We start from the raw sequence: 23,598 nt of genomic DNA, 5'->3' as shown, positions 1-23,598 counted from the left end.
CGCAGAAGGGGGGATATACGGGCAAGAGCACGCACGTTGACTCCTCGCGGGGGTGGGCGAGGGTGGGTTTTCCTCGCCGCTGCCCGGAGGTTATGTGTGCATGTCAGAAGTTGAAGAGAAGCGATCAAGCCCAATCAATCCGTAGGTCAATTGGGGCATGGGGACGAAAAGTTTCGGCCTGGTCCGGACTTTGAGATGAGCGGGTAAGCCGTGGGGCTACCGAGGCGGGCGGTGTGTCCGCATTCGGATGGCGAATTAACACCACCCGCCTCCTGGCGTGATCTGCCCGTAACAGGCCGCGCGATGGCTGAAAATCGACTGTCAGTGAACCGGTTGGTTCACGCGCTCGACCTTCTGCGTTCCGCTGAGCGTGCGGTACGAGCGCGTCCACTTCGAGGTCGCGTCCCGCCGCGCCTTGTCGGAGACGACGTAGTAGTCCATCTGCGAGCGCTCGCTCGTGACGTCGAGGACGCCGTATCCGTGGGAGTCCATGTCCACCCACTTCACATGGCGGTTGGCGGCCCTGACGGCCGTCGCGGCGGCCAGCGAGACGGTCTGCGGGGCGACGTGCAGGATGTCGTCCAGGTTGTCCGAGGACACCGACGTGACGACGAACTCGGTCGCCGCCGACGCCGACAGCGGGTACGTCGCGGCCTTGACCGGCACGTCGTTGGCCCACGCCATGTGGATGTCGCCGGTCAGGAAGACGGTGTTGCGGATCGCCCGGTCCCTGAGGTGGGTGATCAGCTCCCTGCGGTCGTCGGTGTAGCCGTCCCACTGGTCCACGTTGACCGCGAGGCCCTCCTTGGGCAGGCCCGTCAAATCGGCCAGCGGCTCCAGGAGATGGGCCGGCACGGACCCGAAGGCCACCGGCGAGATCATCACCGAGGTGCCGACCAGCTTCCAGGCGGCGTCGGAGGAGGCGAGGCCCGACTTGAGCCAGTCCAGCTGGGCCCGGCCGGTGAGCGTGCGCTCCGGATCGTCCACCGAGCCGCTGCCGGTCTTCGCCTGCTCGGAGCGGAAGGATCTCAGGTCGAGGAGGTGCAGATCGGCCAGCTTGCCGAAGCGCAGGCGGCGGTAGACGGTGCCCTCGGTCGAGGCGCGGACCGGCATCCATTCGAAGTACGCCTGCTTCGCGGCGGCCACGCGGGCGGCCCACTCGCCCTCGGCGCCCGGCGTGTGGTTCTCGGCGCCGCCGGACCAGGCGTCGTTGGCCAGCTCGTGGTCGTCCCAGATGGCGATGACGGGGTGCGCGGCGTGCAGGGCCTGGAGGTCGGCGTCCGTCTTGTACGTGCCGTGGCGCGTGCGGTAGTCCGCGAGCGTGAGGATCTCGTGGGCCGGCTCGTGCTGCCGCACGACGTACGGGGCGGTGGGGTAGCCGCCGGTCGCGTACTCGTAGAGGTAGTCGCCGAGGTGCAGCACGGCGTCGAGGTCGGTGCGGGCGGCGAGGTGCCGGTACGCCGAGAAGTAGCCCGACTCCCAGTTGGCGCAGGAGACGACGCCGAAGCGCACCCCCGGCGTGGCGGCGTCGGCGGCGGGGGCGGTACGGGTGCGGGCCACGGGGGACACCGCGTCGCCCGCGGTGAAGCGGAAGTAGTAGGTGCTCGCCTCGGCGAGACCCCGCACGTCGACCTTGACGGTGTGGTCGGTCGCGGCCCGCGCCGTCGTGGCGCCGCGGGCGACGGTCTTCGCGAACCCCTTGTCCTCGGCGACCTCCCAGCCCACCGCGACATCGGGTCCCTTGCCGGAACCGGGGACGGCGTCCGGGACGGGGGTTATTCGGGTCCACAGCAGGACGCCGTCGGGCAGCGGGTCGCCGGAGGCGACTCCGTGGAGGAAGGCGGGCGCGGGTACGGCGGTGGCCGCGACGGCGGTGTTCGAGCCGGCAGCGGCGACGACGGGAACGGAGACAGCGGTGGCGGCAGCGGCCTTGACGACCGTGCGGCGGCTGGGGGATGCAGTGAATCGACTGGTCACGGCCGAACATTACTGATCAGTACGGCTCAAGGGTGGGCAAACGCCGAAACGTTCGCCCACCCTTGGCCGAACTGCCGTGCTGCGGTCAGCCCTTGAGGGCCTTGTCGATCGCGTTCTTGAACTCGGCGGGCGTCATGGGCGGGTTCTTGCCGTCCGAACCGGTGACGGCCTTGCCGTCCATCCTGAGCGCCGGAGTGCCCTTCACGCCGCTCTTGTCGAAGACGTCCGACATCTTCAGCGCCCAGGCGTCGAAGGTGCCGTCCTGCACGTTCTTCTGGAACTTCTTGTTGCCCTTGAGGGCGTCCACCTCGTCGGCCACCTTGATCAGGTAGTCGTCATCGGCGAACTTGTCGTCCTGCTCCGCCGGGTGGTTCTTGTGCGAGTACAGCGCGCCCTTGTACTCCAGGAACGCCTCGGGGCCGACGTCGAGCGCGGCGCCCAGCGCGCTCAGCGCGTTCCGCGAGCCCTCGCCGGGGAGGGTCCGGTCGATGAAGGTGGCGCCGATGTACTTGACCTTGTACTTGCCGGCGGCGACGTCCTTCTTGATCGTCTCGCCGTTCGCCTGCTCGAAGGTCGCGCAGACGGGGCAGCGCGAGTCCTCGTACAGCTCCAGCGTCTTCTTCGCGTCCTTCTCGCCGACGACGACCGTCGTGCCGTTCTCGCCCCCGCTGTTGGCGGGCGTGACGACCTGCTTCGCGTTCTTGGCGGCCTCCCAGGCGGAGGGCTCGTTCGCCTGCATGACGGCGTAGCCGACGCCGCCGGCCGCGGCGAGGACGCCGACGATCGACAGGGCGACGATCCCCTGGCGGCGCGTCCTGTCCTTCTTGGCCTGGCGTTCGCGCTCGACGCGCAGCCGCTCGCGGGCAGCCGCCTTGTTGGCCTGGTTGTTGCGTGCGCTCATGGTCGTGTTCTCCGTACGGGAAAAGGAAGTGAGGGGCGAGGGGGTGACGGGCCGGGCTCAGGCGTGAGCGAGTGCCGGGCGCGGCGGTCCCCTGCGTCCTACGGAGTGCACGAACAGGCGGCCGGAAGCGGCGGTACGGACCCGGCGGGCGGGCCGCGGCGCCCGGCGTACGGGCGGGCGGACCGCGCCGGTCACGGCGACGGCGATCAGCAGCGGCCGGAAGGTGCACACCGCCACGCTCCGCACCAGGCCCGCGAGCGCCGCCTCACCGCGCCGCAGCCAGGCCGCGGCGAGCAGGCCCACCGCGACATGCACGGCCAGAAGCATCCACGGCAGCGCGGGATCGGGTGAGCCGAGGAGGGCCGCGACGCTCTCCTGGGGGCCGGTGGCCGCCACGAGCGGCGCGCCGAGGCCGCTGTCGGCCCCGCCGCTCCCGCCGCACAGCACGTCGAACCCGACCGAGCGCAGGGACCCCGCCACCGGGCCGCCCGCTGCCCCGTAACACAGGTGCTGCCCGGTGGTGAAGACGGTGTCGGCCGCCAGCTCCAGCGGTACGAGCAGGCCGGCGATCGCGCCGAAGCCGCGCTCCCGCCCCGCCAGCGCGTAGGCGACGGCGAACACGGCGGCGGCGATCCCCGCCACCACGGTCAGCGGCAGCGGCACCCGCGAGAGCAGTACGTGGGACGCGGCGGAGAGCGTGACGACGAGCGCGGTGAAGACCGCCGCGCGCACCACCCTCAGCTGCGTCCCGGAAACGTCCATGAGACGGGAGTTTGCCACGGCTTCCTGTAAGGGAGCCCTAAAGCCGCGGCGGACCGGCCGCTCAGAGGCCGGGGATCCGGCCATTCCTGAACAGGTCGACGAAGATCTGGTGGTCGGCCCGCGCCCGGGCCCCGTAGGTGTGCGCGAAGTCCACCAGCAGGTCCCCGAAGCTCTCCTCGTCGCCCGCGATGGCCGCGTCGATCGCCCGTTCCGTGGAGAACGGCACCAGCGAGTGGCCGCTCTCGTCGTCCGCCGCCGAGTGCATCGTGGCCGTCGCCCGGCCGAGGTCGGCGACGACCGCGGCGATCTCGTCCAGGTCGTCGATGTCCGACCAGTCCAGGTCCACGGCGTACGGCGAGACCTCCGCGACCAGTTGCCCGGCCCCGTCCAGCTCCGTCCAGCCGAGCCACGGGTCCGCGTGCGCCTGGAGGGCGCGCTGCGAGATCACCGTGCGGTGGCCCTCGTGCTGGAAGTAGTCACGGACCGCGCCGTCGGTGATGTGCCGGGAGACCGCCGGGGTCTGCGCCTGCTTCATGTAGATGACGACGTCGTTCTCCAGGGCGTCGCTGTTGCCCTCGAGCAGGATGTTGTACGACGGCAGGCCGGCCGAACCGATCCCGATGCCGCGCCGCCCGACGACGTCCTTCACCCGGTACGAGTCGGGCCGGGTCAGGCTCGCCTCGGGGAGCGTCTCCAGATAGCCGTCGAAGGCCGCGAGCACCTTGTACCGGGTGGCGGCGTCGAGGTCGACGGAGCCGCCGCCGGGGGCGAAGCGGCGCTCGAAGTCGCGGATCTCGGTCATCGAGTCGAGCAGCCCGAAGCGGGTCAGCGAGCGGGCGGAGCGCAGCGCGCCCAGCAGCGGCCCCTCGGCCGTGTCCAGCGTGAAGGGCGGCACCTCGTCATTCTTGGCGCCGGTCGCCAGCGAGCGGATGCGCTCGCGGTAGGCGGCGGCGTACGTCAGCACCAGCTCGGTGATCTGCTCGTCGCTGAGCGCCTTGGTGTAGCCGATGAGCGCGACGGACGCGGCGAAGCGCTTGAGGTCCCAGGTGAAAGGGCCGACGTACGCCTCGTCGAAGTCGTTGACGTTGAAGATCAGCCGGCCCTGGGAGTCCATGTACGTGCCGAAGTTCTCGGCGTGCAGGTCGCCGTGGATCCACACCCGGCCGGTCCGCTCGTCCAGGTACGGGCCGCCGTGCTGCTCGCGCTCCAGGTCGGCGTAGAACAGGCAGGCCGTGCCCCGGTAGAAGGCGAAGGCGGAGGCGGCCATCTTGCGGAACTTCACCCGGAAGGCGGCGGGGTCGGCGGCCAGGAGCGTGCCGAACGCGGTGTCGAAGACGGCGAGGATCTGCTCGCCGCGCTGAGCGGCGTCTGTCTGCTGGACCGACATCGCCGGTGGCCTCCTGGTGCATGACGTCTTTGACAAAATGGACAGGGCGTTCCCCGTGTCCAACGCCCGACCGTACTCGTGAGTGCCCCTTCGCTGTCAGTCGGCCGACGTAGACTTCCGAGCTGTCCACCCCACCCGTCACCGACCGTTTCGCCGGAGGCCTTCGCCGTGACCAAGCCGCCCTTCACGCACCTGCACGTACACACTCAGTACTCGCTGCTGGACGGTGCCGCGCGGCTCAAGGACATGTTCGAGGCCTGCAACGAGATGGGCATGTCGCACATCGCGATGACCGACCACGGCAACCTGCACGGGGCGTACGACTTCTTCCATTCGGCGAAGAAGGCGGGCGTCACGCCGATCATCGGCATCGAGGCGTACGTCGCGCCCGAGTCCCGGCGCAACAAGCGGCGCATCCAGTGGGGCCAGCCGCACCAGAAGCGCGACGACGTGTCCGGTTCCGGTGGTTACACGCACAAGACGATCTGGGCGGCGAACAAGACCGGCCTGCACAACCTCTTCCGGCTGTCCTCCGACGCGTACGCCGAGGGCTGGCTGACGAAGTGGCCGCGCATGGACAAGGAGACCATCTCCCAGTGGTCGGAGGGCCTGATCGCCTCCACCGGGTGCCCGTCCGGCGAGGTGCAGACGCGGCTGCGGCTCGGCCAGTTCGACGAGGCGGTCCAGGCGGCGTCCGACTACAAGGACATCTTCGGCGAGGGCCGGTACTTCCTCGAGCTGATGGACCACGGCATCGAGATCGAGCGCCGGGTCCGCGACGGGCTGCTCGAAATCGGCAAGAAGCTGAACATCCCGCCGCTCGTCACCAACGACTCGCACTACACGTACTCCCACGAGGCCGGGGCGCACGACGCTCTCCTGTGCATCCAGACCGGCAAGAACCTCTCCGACCCGGACCGCTTCCGCTTCGACGGCACCGGCTACTACCTGAAGTCGACCGAGGAGATGTACGCCGTCGACTCCTCCGACGCCTGGCAGGAGGGCTGCGCCAACACGCTTCTGGTCGCGCAGCAGATCGACACGGAGGGCTGGTTCAAGGAGCGGAACCTGATGCCCAAGTTCGACGTGCCCGAGGGGTACACCGAGGTGACGTGGTTCCGCGAGGAGACCATGCGCGGCATGGCCCGGCGCTTCCCGAACGGCATCCCGGAGGACCGGCTCAAGCAGGTCGAGTACGAGATGAAGATCATCATTGACATGGGCTTCCCGGGGTACTTCCTCGTGGTCGCCGACTTCATCATGTGGGCCAAGAACAACGGCATCGCGGTCGGCCCCGGCCGGGGCTCCGCTGCCGGTTCGATCGTCGCGTACGCCATGGGCATCACCGACCTCGACCCGATCGAGCACGGCCTGATCTTCGAGCGGTTCCTCAACCCCGAGCGCATCTCCATGCCCGACGTCGACATCGACTTCGACGAGCGCAGGCGCGGTGAGGTGATCAGGTACGTCACCGAGAAGTACGGCGCCGACAAGGTCGCCATGATCGGCACGTACGGAAAGATCAAGGCCAAGAACGCGATCAAGGACTCCGCGCGCGTCCTCGGCTACCCGTACGCGATGGGCGACCGGCTCACCAAGGCCATGCCCGCCGACGTCCTCGGCAAGGGCATCGACCTCAACGGCATCACCGACCCCAAGCACCCGCGCTACAGCGAGGCGGGCGAGATCCGGTCGATGTACGAGAACGAGCCGGACGTCAAGAAGGTCATCGACACCGCCAAGGGCGTCGAGGGCCTGGTCCGGCAGATGGGCGTGCACGCGGCCGGCGTGATCATGTCCAGCGAGACGATCACCGACCACGTGCCCGTGTGGGTGCGCCACACCGACGGCGTGACCATCACGCAGTGGGACTACCCGAGCTGCGAGTCGCTCGGCCTGCTGAAGATGGACTTCCTCGGCCTGCGCAACCTGACGATCATGGACGACGCCGTCAAGATGGTGAAGTCCAACAAGGGCGTCGATCTGGAGCTGCTCAGCCTCCCGCTCGACGATCCGGCGACGTACGAACTGCTCTGTCGCGGTGACACGCTCGGCGTCTTCCAGTTCGACGGCGGCCCGATGCGGTCCCTGCTGCGGCTGATGAAGCCCGACAACTTCGAGGACATTTCCGCCGTCTCGGCCCTGTACCGGCCGGGCCCGATGGGCATGAACTCGCACACGAACTACGCGCTGCGCAAGAACGGCCAGCAGGAGATCACGCCGATCCACCCGGAGCTGGAGGAGCCCCTCAAGGAGGTCCTCGGCCTGACGTACGGCCTGATCGTGTACCAGGAGCAGGTGCAGAAGGCCGCTCAGATCATCGCGGGCTACTCGCTCGGCGAGGCCGACATCCTGCGCCGCGTCATGGGCAAGAAGAAGCCCGACGAGCTCCAGAAGAACTTCGTCCTCTTCCAGGCGGGCGCGAAGAAGAAGGGGTACTCCGACGCCGCGATCCAGGCGCTGTGGGACGTGCTGGTCCCCTTCGCCGGATACGCGTTCAACAAGGCGCACTCCTCGGCGTACGGCCTGGTCACCTACTGGACGGCGTACCTCAAGGCCAACTACCCCGCCGAGTACATGGCGGCCCTGCTGACCTCGGTCAAGGACGACAAGGACAAATCGGCCGTCTACCTGAACGAGTGCCGGCGCATGGGCATCAAGGTGCTCCCGCCGAACGTGAACGAGTCCGAGTCGAACTTCGCCGCGCAGGGCGACGACGTGATCCTGTTCGGCCTGACCGCCATCCGCAACGTCGGTCAGAACGTCGTGGACTCGATCATCCGGTGCCGCAAGGCGAAGGGAAAATACAGCTCCTTCCCCGACTTCCTCGACAAGGTCGAGGCGGTCGTCTGCAACAAGCGGACCGTCGAATCCCTCATCAAGGCCGGCGCCTTCGACGAGATGGGGCACACCCGCAAGGGCCTCGTCGCGCACCACGAGCCGATGATCGACAACGTGGTGCAGGTCAAGCGCAAAGAGGCGGAGGGGCAGTTCGACCTCTTCGGCGGCATGGGCGAGGAGGAGAGTGACGAGCCGGGCTTCGGGCTCGACGTCGAGTTCTCCGACATCGAGTGGGAGAAGTCGTACCTGCTCGCGCAGGAGCGCGAGATGCTCGGCCTGTACGTGTCCGACCACCCGCTCTTCGGTCTCGAGCACGTCCTGTCGGACAAGGCGGACGCCTCGATCTCCCAGCTCACGGGCGGCGAGCACTCCGACGGCGCGATCGTCACCGTCGGCGGCATCATCTCGGGCCTCCAGCGCAAGATGACCAAGCAGGGCAACGCCTGGGCTATCGCGACCGTCGAGGACCTGGCCGGCTCCATCGAGTGCATGTTCTTCCCGGCGACGTACCAGCTCGTCTCGACCCAGCTCGTCGAGGACACGGTGGTCTTCGTCAAGGGCCGCCTCGACAAGCGCGAGGACGTCCCGCGGCTCGTCGCGATGGAGCTGATGGTCCCGGACGTGTCGTCCGCCGGCACCAACGCGCCGGTCGTCCTGACGATCCCGACGGTGAAGGTGACGCCGCCGATGGTGACCAAGCTCGGCGAGATCCTCAAGCACCACCGGGGCAACACGGAGGTGCGGATCAAGCTCCAGGGGGCGCGCAAGACGACGGTACTGCGGCTGGACCGGCACCGCGTGCAGCCCGACCCCGCCCTCTTCGGCGATCTGAAGGTGCTGCTCGGCCCGTCCTGCCTGGCCGGCTGAGGACCCGATCACCGAGAAGGGGCGCGCCCGTCGTGACGGGTGCGCCCCTTCTTCCTGCGTACTCAAACAACCGCGTGATCACCCGGCGTGATCAGTTGTGGCCGAAGCGCCGCTGGTGCTTGCGGGCCACGTCGGCGGGACTGCCCTGGGCGTGCGCATGCGGCTGGGCGTGGGACTCGAACGCGCTGTCCTTGGCCTGGTCGGCTCCACGCGCCACCGAGGACGCACGGTCCTGTGGACCGCCCTGCTTGCGATTCTTGTTCTTGGCCATGGTGATGCCTCCTGTGGGGGTGTGGGGGCCAGGGCCGGGATCAGATTCACACAGAGCGACATAGCGCGCATTTTGGATCATTACCGTGCGTAATTGAGGGCGTCCCGCGGCAACTTCGCCATCCGCCACGCCGATGATCGAGTTCCGGCCGTTAACCCCCACGCAGTCGGGCAGACTCGAAGGAAGCCCGAACCATTCCCCATGTCCCGAAGCACCTTCCGATCCCGAGGTTCCCGAAAGAGGGTGGAACGCCGTGGACCGCTGCGTCGTCCTGGTGGACGCCGGCTACTTGCTGGGCGCCGCCGCGAGCCTGCTCGCCGGAGAACCGGCCCGCTCCCGCATCACCGTGGATCACGCGGCTCTCATCCAGGGCCTGCGAGAACGGGCCGAAGCGGACACGGAACAGCCGCTACTGCGCATCTACTGGTTCGACGGCGCACCCGACCGCGTTCCGCAGCCCGAGCACCGGCGGCTGCGGGTCATGCCGCGGGTGACGGTCAGGCTCGGCGCCCTGACCCGCAGCGACGGACGGTGGGCGCAGAAGGGCGTCGACGCGGCGATGCACGCGGAGCTGACGGAGCTGGCCAGAAATCGCGCCTGTTCGGACATCGTGCTGGTGACCGGGGACGGGGATCTGCTACCGGGGCTGATGTCCGCCAAGGAGCACGGAGTGGCGGTGCACCTGTGGGCGGTGCAGGCCGCCGACGGGGACTACAACCAGTCCGAGGACCTGGTCGCCGAGGCCGACGAGCGGCGCGTCCTCGACCGGGCCTGGATCACGAAGGCCGTACGGGCCAAGGACCTCACCGGCATTTGCGCGCCGCCGCCGGTGCCCCGGCCGGAAATCGCCGCGATCCTGTCGGCCCCGCTGCCGGAATCGGCGCTCGCCGCTTCCGCGGAGCGCGCCGAACGCGCGGAACGGGCGGCGCGCGACCAGGCACACGCCGAGGCGGACGCCGCGGGCACCGCCGTACGCAACGGCTCCCCGAGGGCGGCGGACGCACCCGCACCCGCACCCGCGCCGGCTCCCGCGCCGCCCACCGCCGCGAACGGCTCCGACGAGGCGCACCCGGCGCACGGCACGCGCGGCGTGCCCACCCCGAAGGACCTCGCCGGCCTGCGCGGCCCCGGCGCGCAGCCGCCCCAGCACCCCCACCCCAACGGGACGGCGCAGCCGGCGCCCGGCGTCGCCGCCGGCGTGACCCTGCGGTGGTCGTCCGACAAGGGCTGGGCGGAGCGGGCCGGCAACGGGGGCCAGCTCGGCGAGCCGCCCGAGACCGCCTCGCTGCCGACGCTGGCGCAGCTGACCAGCGCCGAGCAGCGCTGGGCGGACCGCGAGGAGGACATCACCACCGTCGGCGGTGACCCCTTCGAGGTCGGCCAGGTCTTCGCCCGGCGGTGGATGGAACGGCTGCCCGACCCCGGCCACACCCAGAAGCTGTCGACGATGTACCCGAGGATCCCGCACCGGATCGACGGCGAACTGCTGCGCTACGCCGCGAGATTCGGCCTGCTCGCCCACAAGGACGATCAGATCGACGAGCACGACCGGTACGCCATCAGAGCGGGCTTCTGGCGCGAGATCGACGTACGGGCGGCGGCCGAGCACGTGCCCGCGGGGGAGTAGCGGCAGCCAGGGGGCTCCCAGGGGGTCCCCCCGTTTCCACGTCCGGCACCGCCCCGGGGGCGGCGCCCGGCCCGGAACCCCGTAGGCTCGTTCCTCGTGAGTACGGGCACAGCACAGGGGCGACGCGGCACGGGAGTCGTGTGTGCCGTGCGGGACCTGGTCAAGACGTATCCCGCCGCCCGCGGCCGCCGCGGAGCACCCGCGACGCCGGCCGTGCGCGCGACCGACGGGATCTCCCTCGACGTACACCGGGGCGAGATCTTCGGGCTGCTCGGCCCCAACGGCGCGGGGAAGTCGACCCTCGTACGGCAGCTCACCGGGCTCATGCGCCCGGACTCCGGCGGCGTCGAGCTGCTCGGGCACGACCTGGTCCGGCATCCCGAGCGCGCCTCGCGGCTCGTCGCGTACCTCGGACAGGAATCGACCGCGCTGGACGAGCTGACCGTGTCGCTCGCGGCCGAGACGACCGGACGCCTGCGCGGGCTCACCGCGAAGGCGGCGCGGGCCGAGCGGGACGACGTGATCGAAGAGCTCGGCCTCGGCGACATCGCCGGGCGTCCGCTCAAGAAGCTGTCCGGCGGACAGCGGCGGCTCGCCTGCTTCGCCGCCGTCCTGGTGGGCGAGCGGCCCGTACTCGTCCTGGACGAACCGACGACCGGCATGGACCCCGTCGCGCGCCGCGCGGTGTGGAAGGCCGTCGACCGGCGGCGGGCGGAGAACGGCGCCACCGTGCTGCTCGTCACGCACAATGTCATCGAGGCCGAGACGGTGCTCGACCGCGTCGCGGTGCTGGAGAGCGGCCGGGTGATCGCGTGCGACAGCCCGGCCGGGCTCAAGTCGCGGGTCGCCGGTGAGGTGCGGCTCGACCTCGTGTGGCGGGAGCGGGCACCCCTCGACGTGCCCGAGGTCGCCGCGCTGCGCGAGTCCGCCCAGGAGTCCGGGCGGCGCTGGGTGCTGCGGCTGACCCCCGACGAGGCGCGCGCGGCCGTGGCCGCCGTCACCGGGGGCAGGGCATTCGCCGCGCTCGACGACTTCACCCTCGCGACGCCGAGCCTGGAAGACGTCTACCTCGCACTCGGCGGAAGCACGAACGGTACGAAGGGGCTGGTCAAGGCGTGAGTGTCGTGCCTGCGGAGGCCGAGACCGGCTCCATGCGGATCCGGGTCGCGAGGGACGGGGAAGCCGGTGCGCCGGGTGACGCGCCCGCGCCACTCGCTCCCCGGGCGCGCCTGCTGCCGTCGCTGGCCGCCGTCTACCGGGCGCAGCTGTCCCGGGCGCGGGTGGCCCGTATCCCGCTGCTCTTCGTGGCGACGTTCCAGTCCGTCGGGATCATGGTCCTGATGCGCGGGGTCGTCGACGGGGGTGACGAGGCGCGGGCCGTCGTCGCCGGGTCGAGTGTGCTCGTCGTCGCCTTCGTCGCGCTGAACCTGCTGGCCCAGTACTTCGGACAGCTGCGCGCCAGCGGCGGCCTCGACCACTACGCCACGCTGCCGGTCCCGCCCGCCGCGGTGGTGCTGGGGGCGGCGGCCGCCTACGCCTCCTTCACCGTGCCGGGCACCTTCGCCACGGCCGTCGTCGGGTGCGTGCTGTTCCAGCTGCCGCTCACCCACCTGTGGGTCCTGGCGGCCGTCGTCCCGCTCGCCGGGGCGGCACTGGCCGGGCTCGGCGCGGCTCTCGGGCTGCTCGCGCCGCGCCAGGAACTCGCGACACTGCTCGGACAGCTCGGCATGTCGGCGGCGCTGCTGCTCGGGGTGCTGCCCGCCGAGCGGCTGCCGGTGCCGATCGCGTTCGCCCGGGACCTGCTGCCCTCGACGTACGGTGTCGAGGCTTTCGCCCGGACCTTCGACAGGAGCCCCGACTGGGCCTCGGTGGTCCTGGACCTGGCCGTGTGCGCGGTCGTGGGCGTCGTCTCGCTGGCGGTCGCCACCTGGGCGTACCGCCGGGCCGCGGTCCGCTAGCCCACCCACGCCACCCGCCCGGGCCTGCCGCGCCGGTCCGGTGCGGCGCGGTCCCGGCCCGCCTGGCACGATGGCAGGGTGACCGCTCCTCTGACGCCGCCTCACCACCAGCCGCCGAACGACCCCTGGCAGAAGTCCGAAGCCGGGCCCGCTCCGCAGCCCCCGAACCCGCCCCACGCCGGTCCCGGGGCCGAACACCTCGCGGCCGGGGTACAGGACGACAGCCCCAGCCCCTCCGCCGAGGTGCTCCGCGCCGCCGTGGTGGTCGTGGCGCTGACGGTCCTCGGTGTCGCGCTCGGGCTGCTGTGGCTGTGGCTGGCGCCGCGCGTGCCGCTGGTCTCCACCGACAAGGCCGTCTTCCTCAAGAACACCGAGAGCGAGGAGGCGATCGGCGCGGACGGCACCTTCGTGCTGCTGGCGCTCGGATTCGGCGCGGTCAGCGCGGCTGGGGTCTTCTGGTTCAACCGCCGCGGGGGCGTCCCGATCGTCGTCGCGCTGGCACTCGGCGGGCTGCTCGGCTCGCTGCTGGCCTGGGGCACCGGCGTGTGGCTCGGTCCGACGGACGACGTCGTCGCGCGGGCGCGCGAGGTGGGACAGGGCGTGCCGTTCGACGCGCCGCTCAAGCTGGGGGCCAAGGGGGCGCTGCTCGCCTGGCCGATGGCCGCGCTCCTCGTTCACCTGGGACTGACGGCGCTGTTCGGGCCGCGTGATCCGGAGCCGGAGTGGGGAGCGCCGTACGGCGAACCCGCACCGACGCCCGGCACGGGCGACGGCACGCCGGGCTGACGCGGACGCCTGGAGCGGGCAGTACGCCGAAGCCGAAGAAGCCGTGGAGGCCGGCCGACACCGGGCGCGACGGGCGGTACGCCGTGGAGCGCCGCCGCCTCCCCCTTCCGGTCAGCCCCGTCCGATCGGGGCGATCACCGCGTCCGTCAGCGCCGCCAGGTCGGCCGGCGCGAGTTCCACCTCCAGGCCGCGCCGCCCCGCCGAGACGCACACCGTCTCGTGCGACGAAGCCGAGGCGTCCAGCACCGTCGGCAGCTTCTTGCGCTGGCCCAGGGGCGAGATCCCGCCCCGGACGTAACCCGTGGTGCGTTCCGCCGCCACCGGGTCCGCCATCGCGGCGCGCTTCCCGCCGACCGCCGCCGCCAGTGCCTTGAGGTCCAGCGAGCCGGCCACCGGCACGACCGCCACCGTCAGCGCACCGTCGATGTCCGCGACCAGGGTCTTGAAGACGCGGTCCGGCGTGACCCCCAGCGCCTGCGCCGCCTCCTCGCCGTACGAGGGGGACGCCGGGTCGTGCTCGTACGCGTGCAGGACGTACGCCGTCCCCGCCTCGGTCAGGGCGACTGTCGCGGGGGTTCCTCCGGCCTGGCGCTTCTTCTTGGCCACGGTGGCTCTGCCTCCGGTCAGTTGGGGCTGGTGGGCGTCCGCGTCAGCTCGACGGCGGGCAGCGAGGGGAGATGGCGGATCACCGCCGTCTCGGAGCGCAGCAGCTTCAGCTCTTCGCGCAGGCGGGTGGCGGTGTCGGGGGCCTGGAGCAGGCGCTGCTTCGCCGGGACGTCGAGCACCGTCGCGGCGGCCACCAGATACGAGACCACCGACGGCTCGTCCGGCAGCTCCGCCCCCGTGGTCAGCGAGCGCTCCCGCGCGCCCGCCAGCCGCTTCTGGTAACTGCGGAACGCCCGCAGCACTCCCTCGGCCAGCGCGCCCGCGTCGTCACCCGGCTCCTCGGGCAGCTCCTCCACCTCGGCGGTGAGGTAGGGGCCGCTCGCGTCGACGGAGAGGATCCTGACGCGGGTCGTCCCGGTGGCCAGTACCTCGAAGCTCCCGTCCTCCCGCTCCCGGATCGTCGCCGCGTCCGCGACGCAGCCCACCCGGTGGAACGCCTGGATCGGATCGGGGCCGAATCCCGCAGCGGGCCCCCGCTCGGTCAGGGTGGTGGCGTCCGGCATGCCGGGTTCCGTGGCGGCGACCTCACGGCCGTCGCGGATGGCGACGACCGCGAAGCGGCGCGGCTCGTCCTCGGCCGGGGAGGCGGGGCCGGCGGAGAATCCCGAGGACCCCGGGGACGCCGAGGAATCGGGGAGCGGTGCGGAGCCGCCGGAGTCCGCGCCCTTCGACAGGTCGCGCATCATGGCGCGATAACGCTCCTCGAAGACGTTCAGCGGCAGCACGAGGCCGGGGAACAGCACCGAGTTCAGCGGGAAGAGGGGAAGGCGAGCGGTGGTCACAGCGCTCAAGCGTAATGGCCGCCGGAACGGGCCCGGCGGGCCGTCCCGCGCAAAGGCCGCAAAGGCGTCGCCGCGGCGACCTGGATCCTCACGGTGTCGCGCAGCTCCAGGAACCGGCCCAGTACGTCGTCGCTCAGATACGCCCAGGGGAACGAGGTCGCGTACGGGCCGATCAGCCGGAACTGTTCGAGCGCCTCGGCCCAGCGTCCCCGGGTGACCAGGACGTACGCCAGCAGATTGCGCACCTCGGCCGGCCACGGGTCGCCGGCCGCGTACTCGGCGGACAGCGCGATCGCCAGATCGGCCGCCGCGTCGACGCGCGCGGGCCCGATCGCCGTGGGCCCGGCCGGCGCGGCGGGACCCGCCCCGCCGCCGTCACCGCTCAGCAGGTGGGCGAAGGCCGCTCGTACGGGCAGCGCCTGCACCAGCGATCCCGGCAGGGCGTCCTCGGCGGCCTGCTCGGCGAAGTCGAAGCACTCGCGGTGCGAGCCGTACCACTGGGCGGAGAGATAGAGCAGCGCCGAGACATGGCACCCGTAGTGGTGCGAGGAGCGCCCCACGGCCTCGGCCCAGAGCTCCTCGAACGCCGAATGCGCGGCGTGCGTGCCGCGCGCGTGGTCGAGGGCGATGCGCCACGGCACCGGATCGCGCGGCGCGGCGTCCGCCGCCGCCTCGATCAGCGGGCCGACGTCGCGCAGCCGCTCCGCACGCGCCGGCGACCCCCACGCCCGGCGCACCGCGAGTTCCGCTTTCACCAGCAGGGCGTCGGGGTCGCGCGGGGAGGCGGCGAGCCAGTCGCCGAGCCACTCCCCGCGGCTGTGCGCGAACGTGGCCAGGCGGGTGACGTACCGGTCGCGGTTCTCCCACTCGGCTCCCTCACGGGTGGCGGCCATCAGCTTGGCCGCCGGCCCGTGGTCCCCGAGGGCCGCCGCGACGAGGGTCGGTCCCAGGCGCTCGTCCGGTACGTCGAGCAGCACCTCGTCGTCGTCGAGCAGTCCGGCTCCCAGCTTCGGGGTGTGGCGGATCATGCGCGCGGTGCTGATCAGAGCGCGAAGGAATGGCATGGTGTGAACTATTGAAAACCGCAGGTCGGGGCAGCGCCAGTGGGCGGCGGTGAAGCTTTCGCATCGGCTGGGAAGGTTGCGCCGCGGTCGGTCAAGGGACGGTAAAGGACGGTGAGGGGCACGCGGCCCACGCGGGCCGCCGTCCCGCCGCGGCCGGCGGCCCCGGTGCCGCGCGCCGGTGCGCCGGTTCAGCCCCGCCGCAGCAGCCGGGACGCCCCCGCCGCCACCGTCGTCGCCAGTATCCAGCCGAGCAGGATCAGTCCCGCCGCAGCCCACTGCCAGGCGCGGTCGAGCCGCCAGTACCCGTCCTGGCCCAGATTGATCACGGGCAGCAGCAGGTCGAGGGCGAAGAGGGAGGCGTTCCAGTCCGGATGCTGATCCGGGTTGATCGCGGGCGGATCGAGGAGCGAGAACGCCACCGCGCCCGCCGCCCACAGCACGGCCATCCACACGGCCGCCCGCCCCGGGCGGTAGCCGTACGCCACCGTCCAGTCCTGGAGGTAGCCCCACAGCTTCCCCGCGAGCGGCAGCGTCTCACGCCGTCTTCGCTGCTTGGCGAGGAGCACTTCGCGGGCGTCGGCGTCCTCCCCGCTGCTGCGCAGGACGGCGGCCAGCCGCTCGTACGGCTCCGGGGCGTACTCCGGCGTCGCGGCCGTCACCCAGTCCAGCCGCAGCGCGAGCGGGAACAGCCCGCGCGGCACGAGGCTGTCGTACGTGAAGCCGTGCATGGTCAGTCCGCCGGGACGCGGCCAGCTGTCCGCCTTGTCGACCAGGTTGCCGACCTTCGCGCCGGACAGCACGACCTTCCCCTCCTCGGGTCGCGCGCACAGGAACCGCAGCTCCGGTGTCTGGACCCGGCGCAGCGAGAGCTCCTGACCGAGCGTCATGACGAACCGTGCCCCGTCGAGGTCCACCGCGTCCCCGAACCGCCCGTCGTCGAGCCGCAGGCCGCCCTCGCATTCGAACCGCTGCACGCGCGTGCCGCGCACCGGCGTGTTCCCGATGCCGTACGGCGGGGTGGTCCCCGGGGCCGCTCCCCGGGGGCCGATGCCGGCCGGGGTCATGTAGAGCGTGCGCTCCACGGTGAGCTGCGGAGCGTTGAGGGCGCGCCGCCCCTCCACGCCGTACGGCCGCCGCAGCCGGCTGCCGCGCAGGCTCAGCGACACCCCGACCTTCGCGCCGCGCAGGCTGAACTCGCCGTGCGACTCGATCATCTCGGCCTGGAGGTCCTGGGCGACGCACAGGCCGTCGGCGGCGATGGACCGGCCGTTGCGGTCCTGGCGTACGACGATCTGGTTGAGCAGCAGATCCGTGCCGATCTGCGCGTCGGTGAGCCGGATGCCCCCGGGGACGCTGCACCGCGGCAGGTGCAGATCACCCTCGGTGTGCAGCCGGGCCGCCTCCAGCCGGGGGATCGCGCAGCCCACCATGCGCAGGGTGGTGAAGTGGCACTCGGGCAGCAGCACCTCCTTCTCGAAGCGGCAGTTGCTGAGCTCGACGTACGGCTCGACGCGGCCGCCCGAGAGCTTGAGCGTGCCGGTGATCTGTACGCCGCTGAGCTTGAGCGCGGCGACGCGCCCGGGCACCGCGGGCGGCCCGCTCAGCAGCAGCAGCGCCACGACCCGCGCGCGGACGCTGCGCTCCGGGGGCCACGGCCGGTTGGACAACGGGTCGTCGAGGACGGGATTGCGGGTGCGGAGGTCGTACGTACTGCCGTTGCGGAACGCCTGCCACATGCCGCTTTCCGAGGCAGTGAGCCAGTCGGGCACTTCGACGTCTTGCTGCGGCTCGGTCAAGGCCGCCCCTTTCGCCGATTCGTACAGCCGTTCTTCCCTCTGGGTGACGACCTGAACGCTAGTGGTGACGAAAGACTCCTGGGGTGTGTATCAGCCAGTGATACGGAGGCTCGGCAGCCGGATGGGGTCTGAGAGAATTGGCAGCGTGATCTCTCGAATCGATCTGCGTGGCGACGCCCTCCCCGAGGGCGCCGACCTGCGCGACCTGCTGCCCCGTGCCGACTTCGACGTACAGGCCGCCCTCGACAAGGTGCGGCCCATCTGCGAGGACGTGCATCATCGGGGAACGGCGGCGCTGATCGACTACGCGGAGAAGTTCGACGGCGTGAGGCTGGAGCGCGTCCGCGTGCCCGCCGAGGCGCTGACGACGGCTCTGGAGCAGCTCGACCCCAAGGTCAGAGCCGCGCTGGAGGAGTCGATCCGGCGTGCCCGCATCGTCCACCGGGAGCAGCGCCGCGGCGAGCACACCACCCAGGTCGTGCCCGGCGGCACGGTGACCGAGAAGTGGGTGCCGGTCGAGCGCGTCGGCCTGTACGCGCCCGGCGGCCGGTCCGTCTACCCGTCGTCCGTGATCATGAACGCCGTCCCGGCGCAGGAGGCGGGCGTCGAGTCCATCGCGCTCGCGTCCCCGCCGCAGACCGACTTCGGCGGCCTGCCGCACCCGACCATCCTGGCCGCGTGCGCGCTCCTGGGCGTCGACGAGGTGTACGCCGTGGGCGGCGCGCAGGCCGTGGCGATGTTCGCGTACGGCACCGACGAGTGCGCCCCCGCCAACATGGTCACCGGACCCGGCAACATCTGGGTCGCCGCCGCCAAGCGCTACTTCACCGGCCGGATCGGGATCGACACCGAGGCCGGCCCCACCGAGATCGCCGTCCTCGCGGACGACACCGCCGACCCGGTGCACGTCGCCGCCGACCTGATCAGCCAGGCCGAGCACGACCCGCTCGCCGCCGCCGTGCTGGTCACCGACTCCGAGGAGCTGGCCGCCGCCGTCGAGAAGGAGCTGGAGCCCCAGGTCGCCGCGACCAAGCACATCGAGGACCGGATCCTGCCCGCGCTCGCCGGCCGGCAGTCCGCGATCGTGCTCGTCTCCAGCCTGGAGGACGGCCTCAAGGTCGTCGACGCGTACGGCGCCGAGCACCTGGAGATCCAGACCGCCGACGCGTCCGCCGTCGCCGCGCGGGTCCGCAACGCCGGCGCGATCTTCGTCGGCCCGTACGCGCCCGTCTCCCTCGGCGACTACTGCGCCGGCTCCAACCACGTCCTGCCGACCGGCGGCTGCGCCTGCCACTCGTCGGGCCTGTCGGTCCAGTCGTTCCTGCGCGGCATCCACATCGTCGACTACACGCGCGAGGCGCTCGCCGAGGTCACCCACCACGTGGTGACGCTGGCCGAGGCGGAGGACCTGCCGGCGCACGGCGCGGCCCTCAAGGCGCGGTTCGGGTGGAAGGTGCCGACGGAATGACCCGCAACGTCCGCATCGACGATCTGCCCATCCGCGACGAGCTGCGCGGCAAGTCCCCGTACGGCGCGCCGCAGCTCGACGTGCCCGTACGTCTCAACACCAACGAGAACCCGTACCCCCTGCCCGAGGCGCTCGTCGAGCGCATCGCGGAGCGGGTGCGCGACGCGGCGCGCGAGCTCAACCGCTACCCGGACCGGGACGCCGTCGAGCTGCGCACCGAGCTGGCCCGCTACCTCACCCGCACGGCCGGCCACCCGGTCGCCACGGCGAACGTCTGGGCGGCCAACGGCTCCAACGAGGTGATCCAGCAGCTGCTGCAGACCTTCGGCGGACCCGGCCGCACCGCGATCGGCTTCGAGCCGTCGTACTCGATGCACGGCCTCATCTCGCGCGGCACCGGGACCGGCTGGATCTCCGGGCCGCGCAACGAGGACTTCACCATCGACGTCGCGGCGGCCGAGAAGGCCATCGCCGAGCACCGCCCCGAGGTCGTGTTCATCACCTCGCCCAACAACCCCACGGGCACGGCGGTCGACGCCGGCACCGTCCTCGCGCTGTACGACGCCGCCCAGGCGGCCAGGGCAGCGACTGCCGGCGCTCTTGTCGTCGTCGACGAGGCGTACGGCGAGTTCAGCCACCACCCGTCCCTGCTGCCGCTGATCGAGGGCCGCCCGAACATGGTGCTCTCGCGCACCATGTCCAAGGCTTTCGGCGCCGCCGGGCTGCGGCTCGGCTACCTCGCGGCCGACCCCGCCGTGGTCGACGCCGTACAGCTGGTGCGCCTGCCGTACCACCTGTCGTCCGTCACCCAGGCCACCGCGCTCGCCGCACTGGAGCACACCGATACGCTGCTGGGGTATGTCGAGCAGCTCAAGACCGAGCGGGACCGTCTGGTCACCGAGCTGCGCGCCATCGGCTTCGAGGTCACGGACTCGGACGCGAACTTCGTCCAGTTCGGCCGCTTCGACGGCGTGGCAGGCTCGCACGAGGCCTGGCAGCGGATCCTCGACCAGGGCGTCCTGGTCCGGGACAACGGCGTACCGGGCTGGCTGCGTGTCACCGCCGGCACCCCCGAAGAGAACGACGCGTTCCTCGATGCGGTACGCGAACTCAAGAAGGAGCACAGTTCATGAGCCGCATAGGACGCGTCGAGCGCACGACCAAGGAGACGTCGGTCCTCGTCGAGATCAACCTCGACGGCACCGGCAAGGTCGATGTGTCGACAGGTGTCGGCTTCTACGACCACATGCTCGACCAGCTCGGCCGCCACGGCCTCTTCGACCTCACCGTGAAGACCGACGGCGACCTGCACATCGACTCGCACCACACGATCGAGGACACCGCCCTCGCGCTCGGCGCCGCCTTCAAGCAGGCGCTCGGCGACAAGGTCGGCATCTACCGCTTCGGCAACTGCACGGTCCCGCTGGACGAGTCGCTCGCCCAGGTCACCGTCGACCTCTCCGGCCGCCCGTACCTCGTGCACACCGAGCCCGAGAAGATGGCGCCGATGATCGGCGAGTACGACACGACGATGACCCGGCACATCCTGGAGTCCTTCGTCGCACAGGCCCAGATCGCCCTGCACGTGCACGTCCCGTACGGGCGCAACGCGCACCACATCGTGGAGTGCCAGTTCAAGGCCCTGGCCCGTGCCCTGCGGTACGCCAGCGAGCACGACCCGCGTGCCGCCGGCATCCTCCCGTCGACCAAGGGCGCCCTGTGACCGGCCTCTCCACCATCCTGATCGTCGTCGGCCTCTTCCTCCTGGGCGGCGTGTACTCCTTCTGGAAGCAGCAGCTGCCCAAGGGCGTCATCGTGCTCCTCGGCATCGGAGCCGTGATGTGCCTGGTCGCCGGCGTCATGCGAATCCAAGGACTCTGGGAATGAGCGACAACAAGAAGGTCGTCGTCTTCGACTACGGCTTCGGCAACGTCCGGTCCGCCGAGCGGGCACTGGCCCACGTCGGCGCGGACGTCGAGATCACCCGCGACTTCGACAAGGCCATGAACGCCGACGGACTGCTCGTCCCCGGCGTCGGCGCCTTCTCCGCCTGCATGACGGGGCTGCGCGCGGCGCGCGGCGACTGGATCGTCGGCCGCCGGCTCTCCGGTGGCCGCCCGGTGATGGGCATCTGCGTCGGCATGCAGATCCTGTTCGAGCGCGGCATCGAGCACGGCGTGGAGACCGAGGGCCTCGACGAGTGGCCCGGCACCGTCGGTCCGCTCCAGGCGCCGGTCGTCCCGCACATGGGCTGGAACACCGTCCGGGCGCCGGAGGACAGCGAGCTGTTCGCCGGACTCGACGCCGACACGCGCTACTACTTCGTGCACTCGTACGCCGTGCACGACTGGAGCCTGGAAGTCACCAACGCCAAGATCCGCGCGCCCAGGGTGACGTGGAGCACGCACGGCGAGCCCTTCGTGGCGGCCGTCGAGAACGGCGCGCTGTGGGCCACCCAGTTCCACCCCGAGAAGTCCGGCGATGCCGGCGCCCAGCTGCTGACCAACTGGATCGGAACCCTCTGATGTCCTCCGCGAACCCCGCGAAGCTCGAACTCCTCCCCGCCGTCGACGTCCGCGACGGCCAGGCCGTGCGCCTCGTCCATGGCGAGTCCGGCTCGGAGACGTCGTACGGCGACCCGCTCCAGGCCGCACTGGCCTGGCAGCGGGCGGGCGCCGAGTGGCTACACCTCGTCGACCTCGACGCGGCGTTCGGCACCGGTGACAACCGGGAGCGGATCGCCGAGGTCGCCCGTTCCATGGACATCAAGGTGGAGCTGTCCGGCGGCATCCGCGACGACGCCTCGCTCGCCGCCGCCCTCGCCACCGGCTGCAGGCGCGTCAACCTCGGCACGGCCGCGCTGGAGACCCCCGAGTGGGTCGCCAAGGTCATCGCCGAGTACGGCGACAAGATCGCGGTCGGCCTCGACGTACGCGGCACGACGCTGCGCGGCCGCGGCTGGACCCGGGACGGCGGCGACCTCTACGAGACGCTGGCACGCCTGGACTCCGAGGGCTGCGCACGGTACGTCGTCACCGACATCGCCAAGGACGGCACACTCCAGGGCCCGAACCTGGAGCTCCTGAAGAACGTCTGCGCCGCGACCGACAAGCCCGTCGTCGCCTCCGGCGGCGTCTCCTCCCTCGACGACCTGCGCGCCATCGCGTCGCTCGTCCCCGACGGCGTGGAGGGCGCGATCGTCGGAAAGGCGCTGTACGCGAAGGCGTTCACGCTGGAAGAGGCCCTGGCGGCGGTGTCCGGATGACGGTCTCCTCTTCCGGTTCGGTACGCAGGGTGACGACCGGCGCCCCCTGGGAGGAGCAGTTCGGCTACTCCCGCGCGGTGGAGCTGCCGAACGGGCTGGTCCTGGTATCGGGCTGCACCTCGGTCGTGGACGGCGTCATCAGCGCCGGCGCGCCGTACGACCAGACCGTCACCGCCTTCAACGTCGCCTTCGGCGCGCTGGAGCAGCTCGGCCTCGGCCGCGAGGACGTCGTCCGCACCCGCATGTACATCACGCACGCCCGGGACGTCGACGACGTCGGCCGTGCCCACAAGGAGCTGTTCGACGACGTCCGCCCGGCGGCGTCACTGATCATCGTCTCCGGATTCGTGGACCCGAGCCTGGTCGTCGAGATCGAGGTCGAGGCGTACCGGGGCGACCGCGCGGACCGAGGAGGCCAGGACTCATGACCCTCGCGGTCCGAGTGATCCCCTGCCTGGACGTCGACAACGGCCGGGTCGTCAAGGGCGTCAACTTCCAGAACCTGCGCGACGCCGGCGACCCCGTCGAGATGGCGAAGCTGTACGACGCGGAGGGCGCCGACGAGCTGACGTTCCTCGACATCACCGCGTCCTCGGGCAACCGGGAGACGACGTACGACGTGGTGCGCCGCACCGCCGAGCAGGTGTTCATCCCGCTGACGGTCGGCGGCGGCGTGCGCACCGCCGACGACGTCGACAGGCTGCTGCGGGCCGGCGCGGACAAGGTCGGCGTCAACACCGCCGCCATCGCCCGCCCCGACCTGATCCGCGAGATCGCGGAGCGCTTCGGGCGGCAGGTGCTGGTGCTGTCGGTCGACGCCCGCCGCACGGAGTCCGGCTCCTTCGAGGTCACCACGCACGGCGGCCGCAAGTCCGCCGGAATCGACGCGGTCGAGTGGGCGCACCGGGCGGCCGAGCTGGGCGCGGGCGAAATCCTGCTCAACTCCATGGACGCGGACGGCACCAAGGACGGCTATGACACGGAGATGATCGCGGCGGTGCGCAAGCACGTCACCGTGCCGGTGATCGCCTCCGGCGGCGCCGGCCGCCTCGCGCACTTCCCGCCGGCGATCGCGGCGGGGGCCGACGCGGTGCTCGCGGCGTCGGTGTTCCACTTCGGCGACCTGCGCATCTCCCAGGTCAAGGACGCCCTCCGCGAGGCGGGCCACCCGGTGCGCTAG

Annotated in this window: 22 protein-coding genes; 13 read left to right on the top strand and 9 right to left on the bottom strand. The window is 71.3% G+C overall.

The window, feature by feature from the left end; all coding sequences use genetic code 11:
• Nucleotides 1–321: 321 nt before the first annotated feature.
• From AC07FK_RS06320 to AC07FK_RS06305, 4 genes are all read right to left on the bottom strand, one after another.
• A complete protein-coding gene (locus tag AC07FK_RS06320; RefSeq protein ID WP_479103076.1) occupies nucleotides 322–1,977 on the bottom strand; it encodes an alkaline phosphatase D family protein in 1,656 nt (551 codons plus the stop codon).
• Between the two features lie 85 nt (nucleotides 1,978–2,062).
• Nucleotides 2,063–2,878, bottom strand: coding sequence for a DsbA family protein (locus tag AC07FK_RS06315; RefSeq protein WP_479103074.1), 816 nt, complete (start codon nucleotides 2,876–2,878; stop codon nucleotides 2,063–2,065).
• Between the two features lie 57 nt (nucleotides 2,879–2,935).
• Nucleotides 2,936–3,640, bottom strand: a complete 705-nt coding sequence (locus tag AC07FK_RS06310; RefSeq protein ID WP_479103072.1) for a hypothetical protein — start codon at nucleotides 3,638–3,640, stop codon at nucleotides 2,936–2,938.
• Between the two features lie 61 nt (nucleotides 3,641–3,701).
• Complete coding sequence (locus tag AC07FK_RS06305) at nucleotides 3,702–5,027, bottom strand: DUF2252 domain-containing protein (RefSeq protein WP_479103070.1); 1,326 nt, start codon at nucleotides 5,025–5,027, stop codon at nucleotides 3,702–3,704.
• A gap of 168 nt (nucleotides 5,028–5,195) precedes the next feature.
• Here AC07FK_RS06305 and dnaE point away from each other — a divergent pair, with 168 nt between their 5' ends.
• A complete protein-coding gene (gene dnaE / locus AC07FK_RS06300) occupies nucleotides 5,196–8,735 on the top strand; it encodes a DNA polymerase III subunit alpha (RefSeq protein ID WP_479103068.1) in 3,540 nt (1,179 codons plus the stop codon).
• A 91-nt stretch (nucleotides 8,736–8,826) separates the two neighbouring features.
• On the opposite strand, the gene AC07FK_RS06295 is transcribed toward dnaE, so the two are convergent.
• Entirely contained in the window at nucleotides 8,827–9,006 is a 180-nt protein-coding gene (locus AC07FK_RS06295; RefSeq protein WP_479103067.1) for a hypothetical protein, read from the bottom strand.
• A gap of 253 nt (nucleotides 9,007–9,259) precedes the next feature.
• Between AC07FK_RS06295 and AC07FK_RS06290 the strand changes: the two genes are divergently transcribed.
• The 4 genes from AC07FK_RS06290 to AC07FK_RS06275 all read left to right on the top strand — a co-directional run bounded on the left by AC07FK_RS06290 (nucleotide 9,260) and on the right by AC07FK_RS06275 (nucleotide 13,377).
• Nucleotides 9,260–10,633 carry an NYN domain-containing protein gene (locus AC07FK_RS06290; protein ID WP_479103065.1) on the top strand — a complete coding sequence of 458 codons (1,374 nt, stop codon included), beginning with the start codon at nucleotides 9,260–9,262 and terminating at the stop codon, nucleotides 10,631–10,633.
• A 138-nt stretch (nucleotides 10,634–10,771) separates the two neighbouring features.
• Complete coding sequence (locus AC07FK_RS06285) at nucleotides 10,772–11,752, top strand: ABC transporter ATP-binding protein (protein WP_479103913.1); 981 nt, start codon at nucleotides 10,772–10,774, stop codon at nucleotides 11,750–11,752.
• A complete protein-coding gene (locus AC07FK_RS06280; RefSeq protein WP_479103063.1) occupies nucleotides 11,749–12,591 on the top strand; it encodes an ABC transporter permease in 843 nt (280 codons plus the stop codon). Before AC07FK_RS06285 ends, AC07FK_RS06280 begins: the two co-directional genes overlap by 4 nt.
• A 78-nt stretch (nucleotides 12,592–12,669) precedes the next feature.
• A complete protein-coding gene (locus tag AC07FK_RS06275) occupies nucleotides 12,670–13,377 on the top strand; it encodes an ABC transporter permease (protein WP_479103061.1) in 708 nt (235 codons plus the stop codon).
• A gap of 111 nt (nucleotides 13,378–13,488) precedes the next feature.
• On the opposite strand, the gene ybaK is transcribed toward AC07FK_RS06275, so the two are convergent.
• The 4 genes from ybaK to AC07FK_RS06255 form a co-directional block, all read right to left on the bottom strand.
• Entirely contained in the window at nucleotides 13,489–13,983 is a 495-nt protein-coding gene (gene ybaK / locus AC07FK_RS06270; protein ID WP_479103059.1) for a Cys-tRNA(Pro) deacylase, read from the bottom strand.
• Between the two features lie 17 nt (nucleotides 13,984–14,000).
• A complete protein-coding gene (locus AC07FK_RS06265; protein ID WP_479103057.1) occupies nucleotides 14,001–14,825 on the bottom strand; it encodes an LON peptidase substrate-binding domain-containing protein in 825 nt (274 codons plus the stop codon).
• 5 nt (nucleotides 14,826–14,830) lie between these two features.
• Nucleotides 14,831–15,889 (bottom strand): hypothetical protein, encoded by a 1,059-nt coding sequence (locus tag AC07FK_RS06260; protein ID WP_479103056.1) that lies wholly within the window; start codon nucleotides 15,887–15,889, stop codon nucleotides 14,831–14,833.
• Between the two features lie 188 nt (nucleotides 15,890–16,077).
• Nucleotides 16,078–17,685 (bottom strand): oxidoreductase, encoded by a 1,608-nt coding sequence (locus AC07FK_RS06255; RefSeq protein ID WP_479103054.1) that lies wholly within the window; start codon nucleotides 17,683–17,685, stop codon nucleotides 16,078–16,080.
• A 145-nt stretch (nucleotides 17,686–17,830) separates the two neighbouring features.
• Here AC07FK_RS06255 and hisD point away from each other — a divergent pair, with 145 nt between their 5' ends.
• From hisD to hisF, 8 genes are read left to right on the top strand one after another with little or no spacing between them, the layout of a single operon-like run.
• Complete coding sequence (gene hisD, locus AC07FK_RS06250; protein WP_479103052.1) at nucleotides 17,831–19,153, top strand: histidinol dehydrogenase; 1,323 nt, start codon at nucleotides 17,831–17,833, stop codon at nucleotides 19,151–19,153.
• On the top strand, nucleotides 19,150–20,286 hold the full coding sequence (locus AC07FK_RS06245) for a histidinol-phosphate transaminase (RefSeq protein WP_479103050.1): 1,137 nt from the start codon (nucleotides 19,150–19,152) through the stop codon (nucleotides 20,284–20,286). The genes hisD and AC07FK_RS06245 overlap by 4 nt, the downstream gene beginning before the upstream one ends.
• Nucleotides 20,283–20,876 (top strand): imidazoleglycerol-phosphate dehydratase HisB, encoded by a 594-nt coding sequence (gene hisB, locus AC07FK_RS06240; RefSeq protein ID WP_479103048.1) that lies wholly within the window; start codon nucleotides 20,283–20,285, stop codon nucleotides 20,874–20,876. The genes AC07FK_RS06245 and hisB overlap by 4 nt, the downstream gene beginning before the upstream one ends.
• Nucleotides 20,873–21,040, top strand: coding sequence for a hypothetical protein (locus AC07FK_RS06235; protein WP_167518286.1), 168 nt, complete (start codon nucleotides 20,873–20,875; stop codon nucleotides 21,038–21,040). Before hisB ends, AC07FK_RS06235 begins: the two co-directional genes overlap by 4 nt.
• Nucleotides 21,037–21,678 carry an imidazole glycerol phosphate synthase subunit HisH gene (hisH, locus tag AC07FK_RS06230; protein WP_479103046.1) on the top strand — a complete coding sequence of 214 codons (642 nt, stop codon included), beginning with the start codon at nucleotides 21,037–21,039 and terminating at the stop codon, nucleotides 21,676–21,678. Before AC07FK_RS06235 ends, hisH begins: the two co-directional genes overlap by 4 nt.
• Nucleotides 21,678–22,418 (top strand): bifunctional 1-(5-phosphoribosyl)-5-((5-phosphoribosylamino)methylideneamino)imidazole-4-carboxamide isomerase/phosphoribosylanthranilate isomerase PriA, encoded by a 741-nt coding sequence (gene priA, locus AC07FK_RS06225; RefSeq protein ID WP_479103044.1) that lies wholly within the window; start codon nucleotides 21,678–21,680, stop codon nucleotides 22,416–22,418. The genes hisH and priA overlap by 1 nt, the downstream gene beginning before the upstream one ends.
• Entirely contained in the window at nucleotides 22,415–22,846 is a 432-nt protein-coding gene (locus AC07FK_RS06220) for a RidA family protein (RefSeq protein ID WP_479103043.1), read from the top strand. Before priA ends, AC07FK_RS06220 begins: the two co-directional genes overlap by 4 nt.
• Nucleotides 22,843–23,598 carry an imidazole glycerol phosphate synthase subunit HisF gene (gene hisF, locus AC07FK_RS06215; protein WP_479103041.1) on the top strand — a complete coding sequence of 252 codons (756 nt, stop codon included), beginning with the start codon at nucleotides 22,843–22,845 and terminating at the stop codon, nucleotides 23,596–23,598. The genes AC07FK_RS06220 and hisF overlap by 4 nt, the downstream gene beginning before the upstream one ends.

This window comes from Streptomyces sp. NPDC046122 (genome assembly GCF_056429965.1).
Note: the sequence above shows the minus strand (reverse complement) of the source record. Positions and strands in the feature narration are given on the sequence as shown.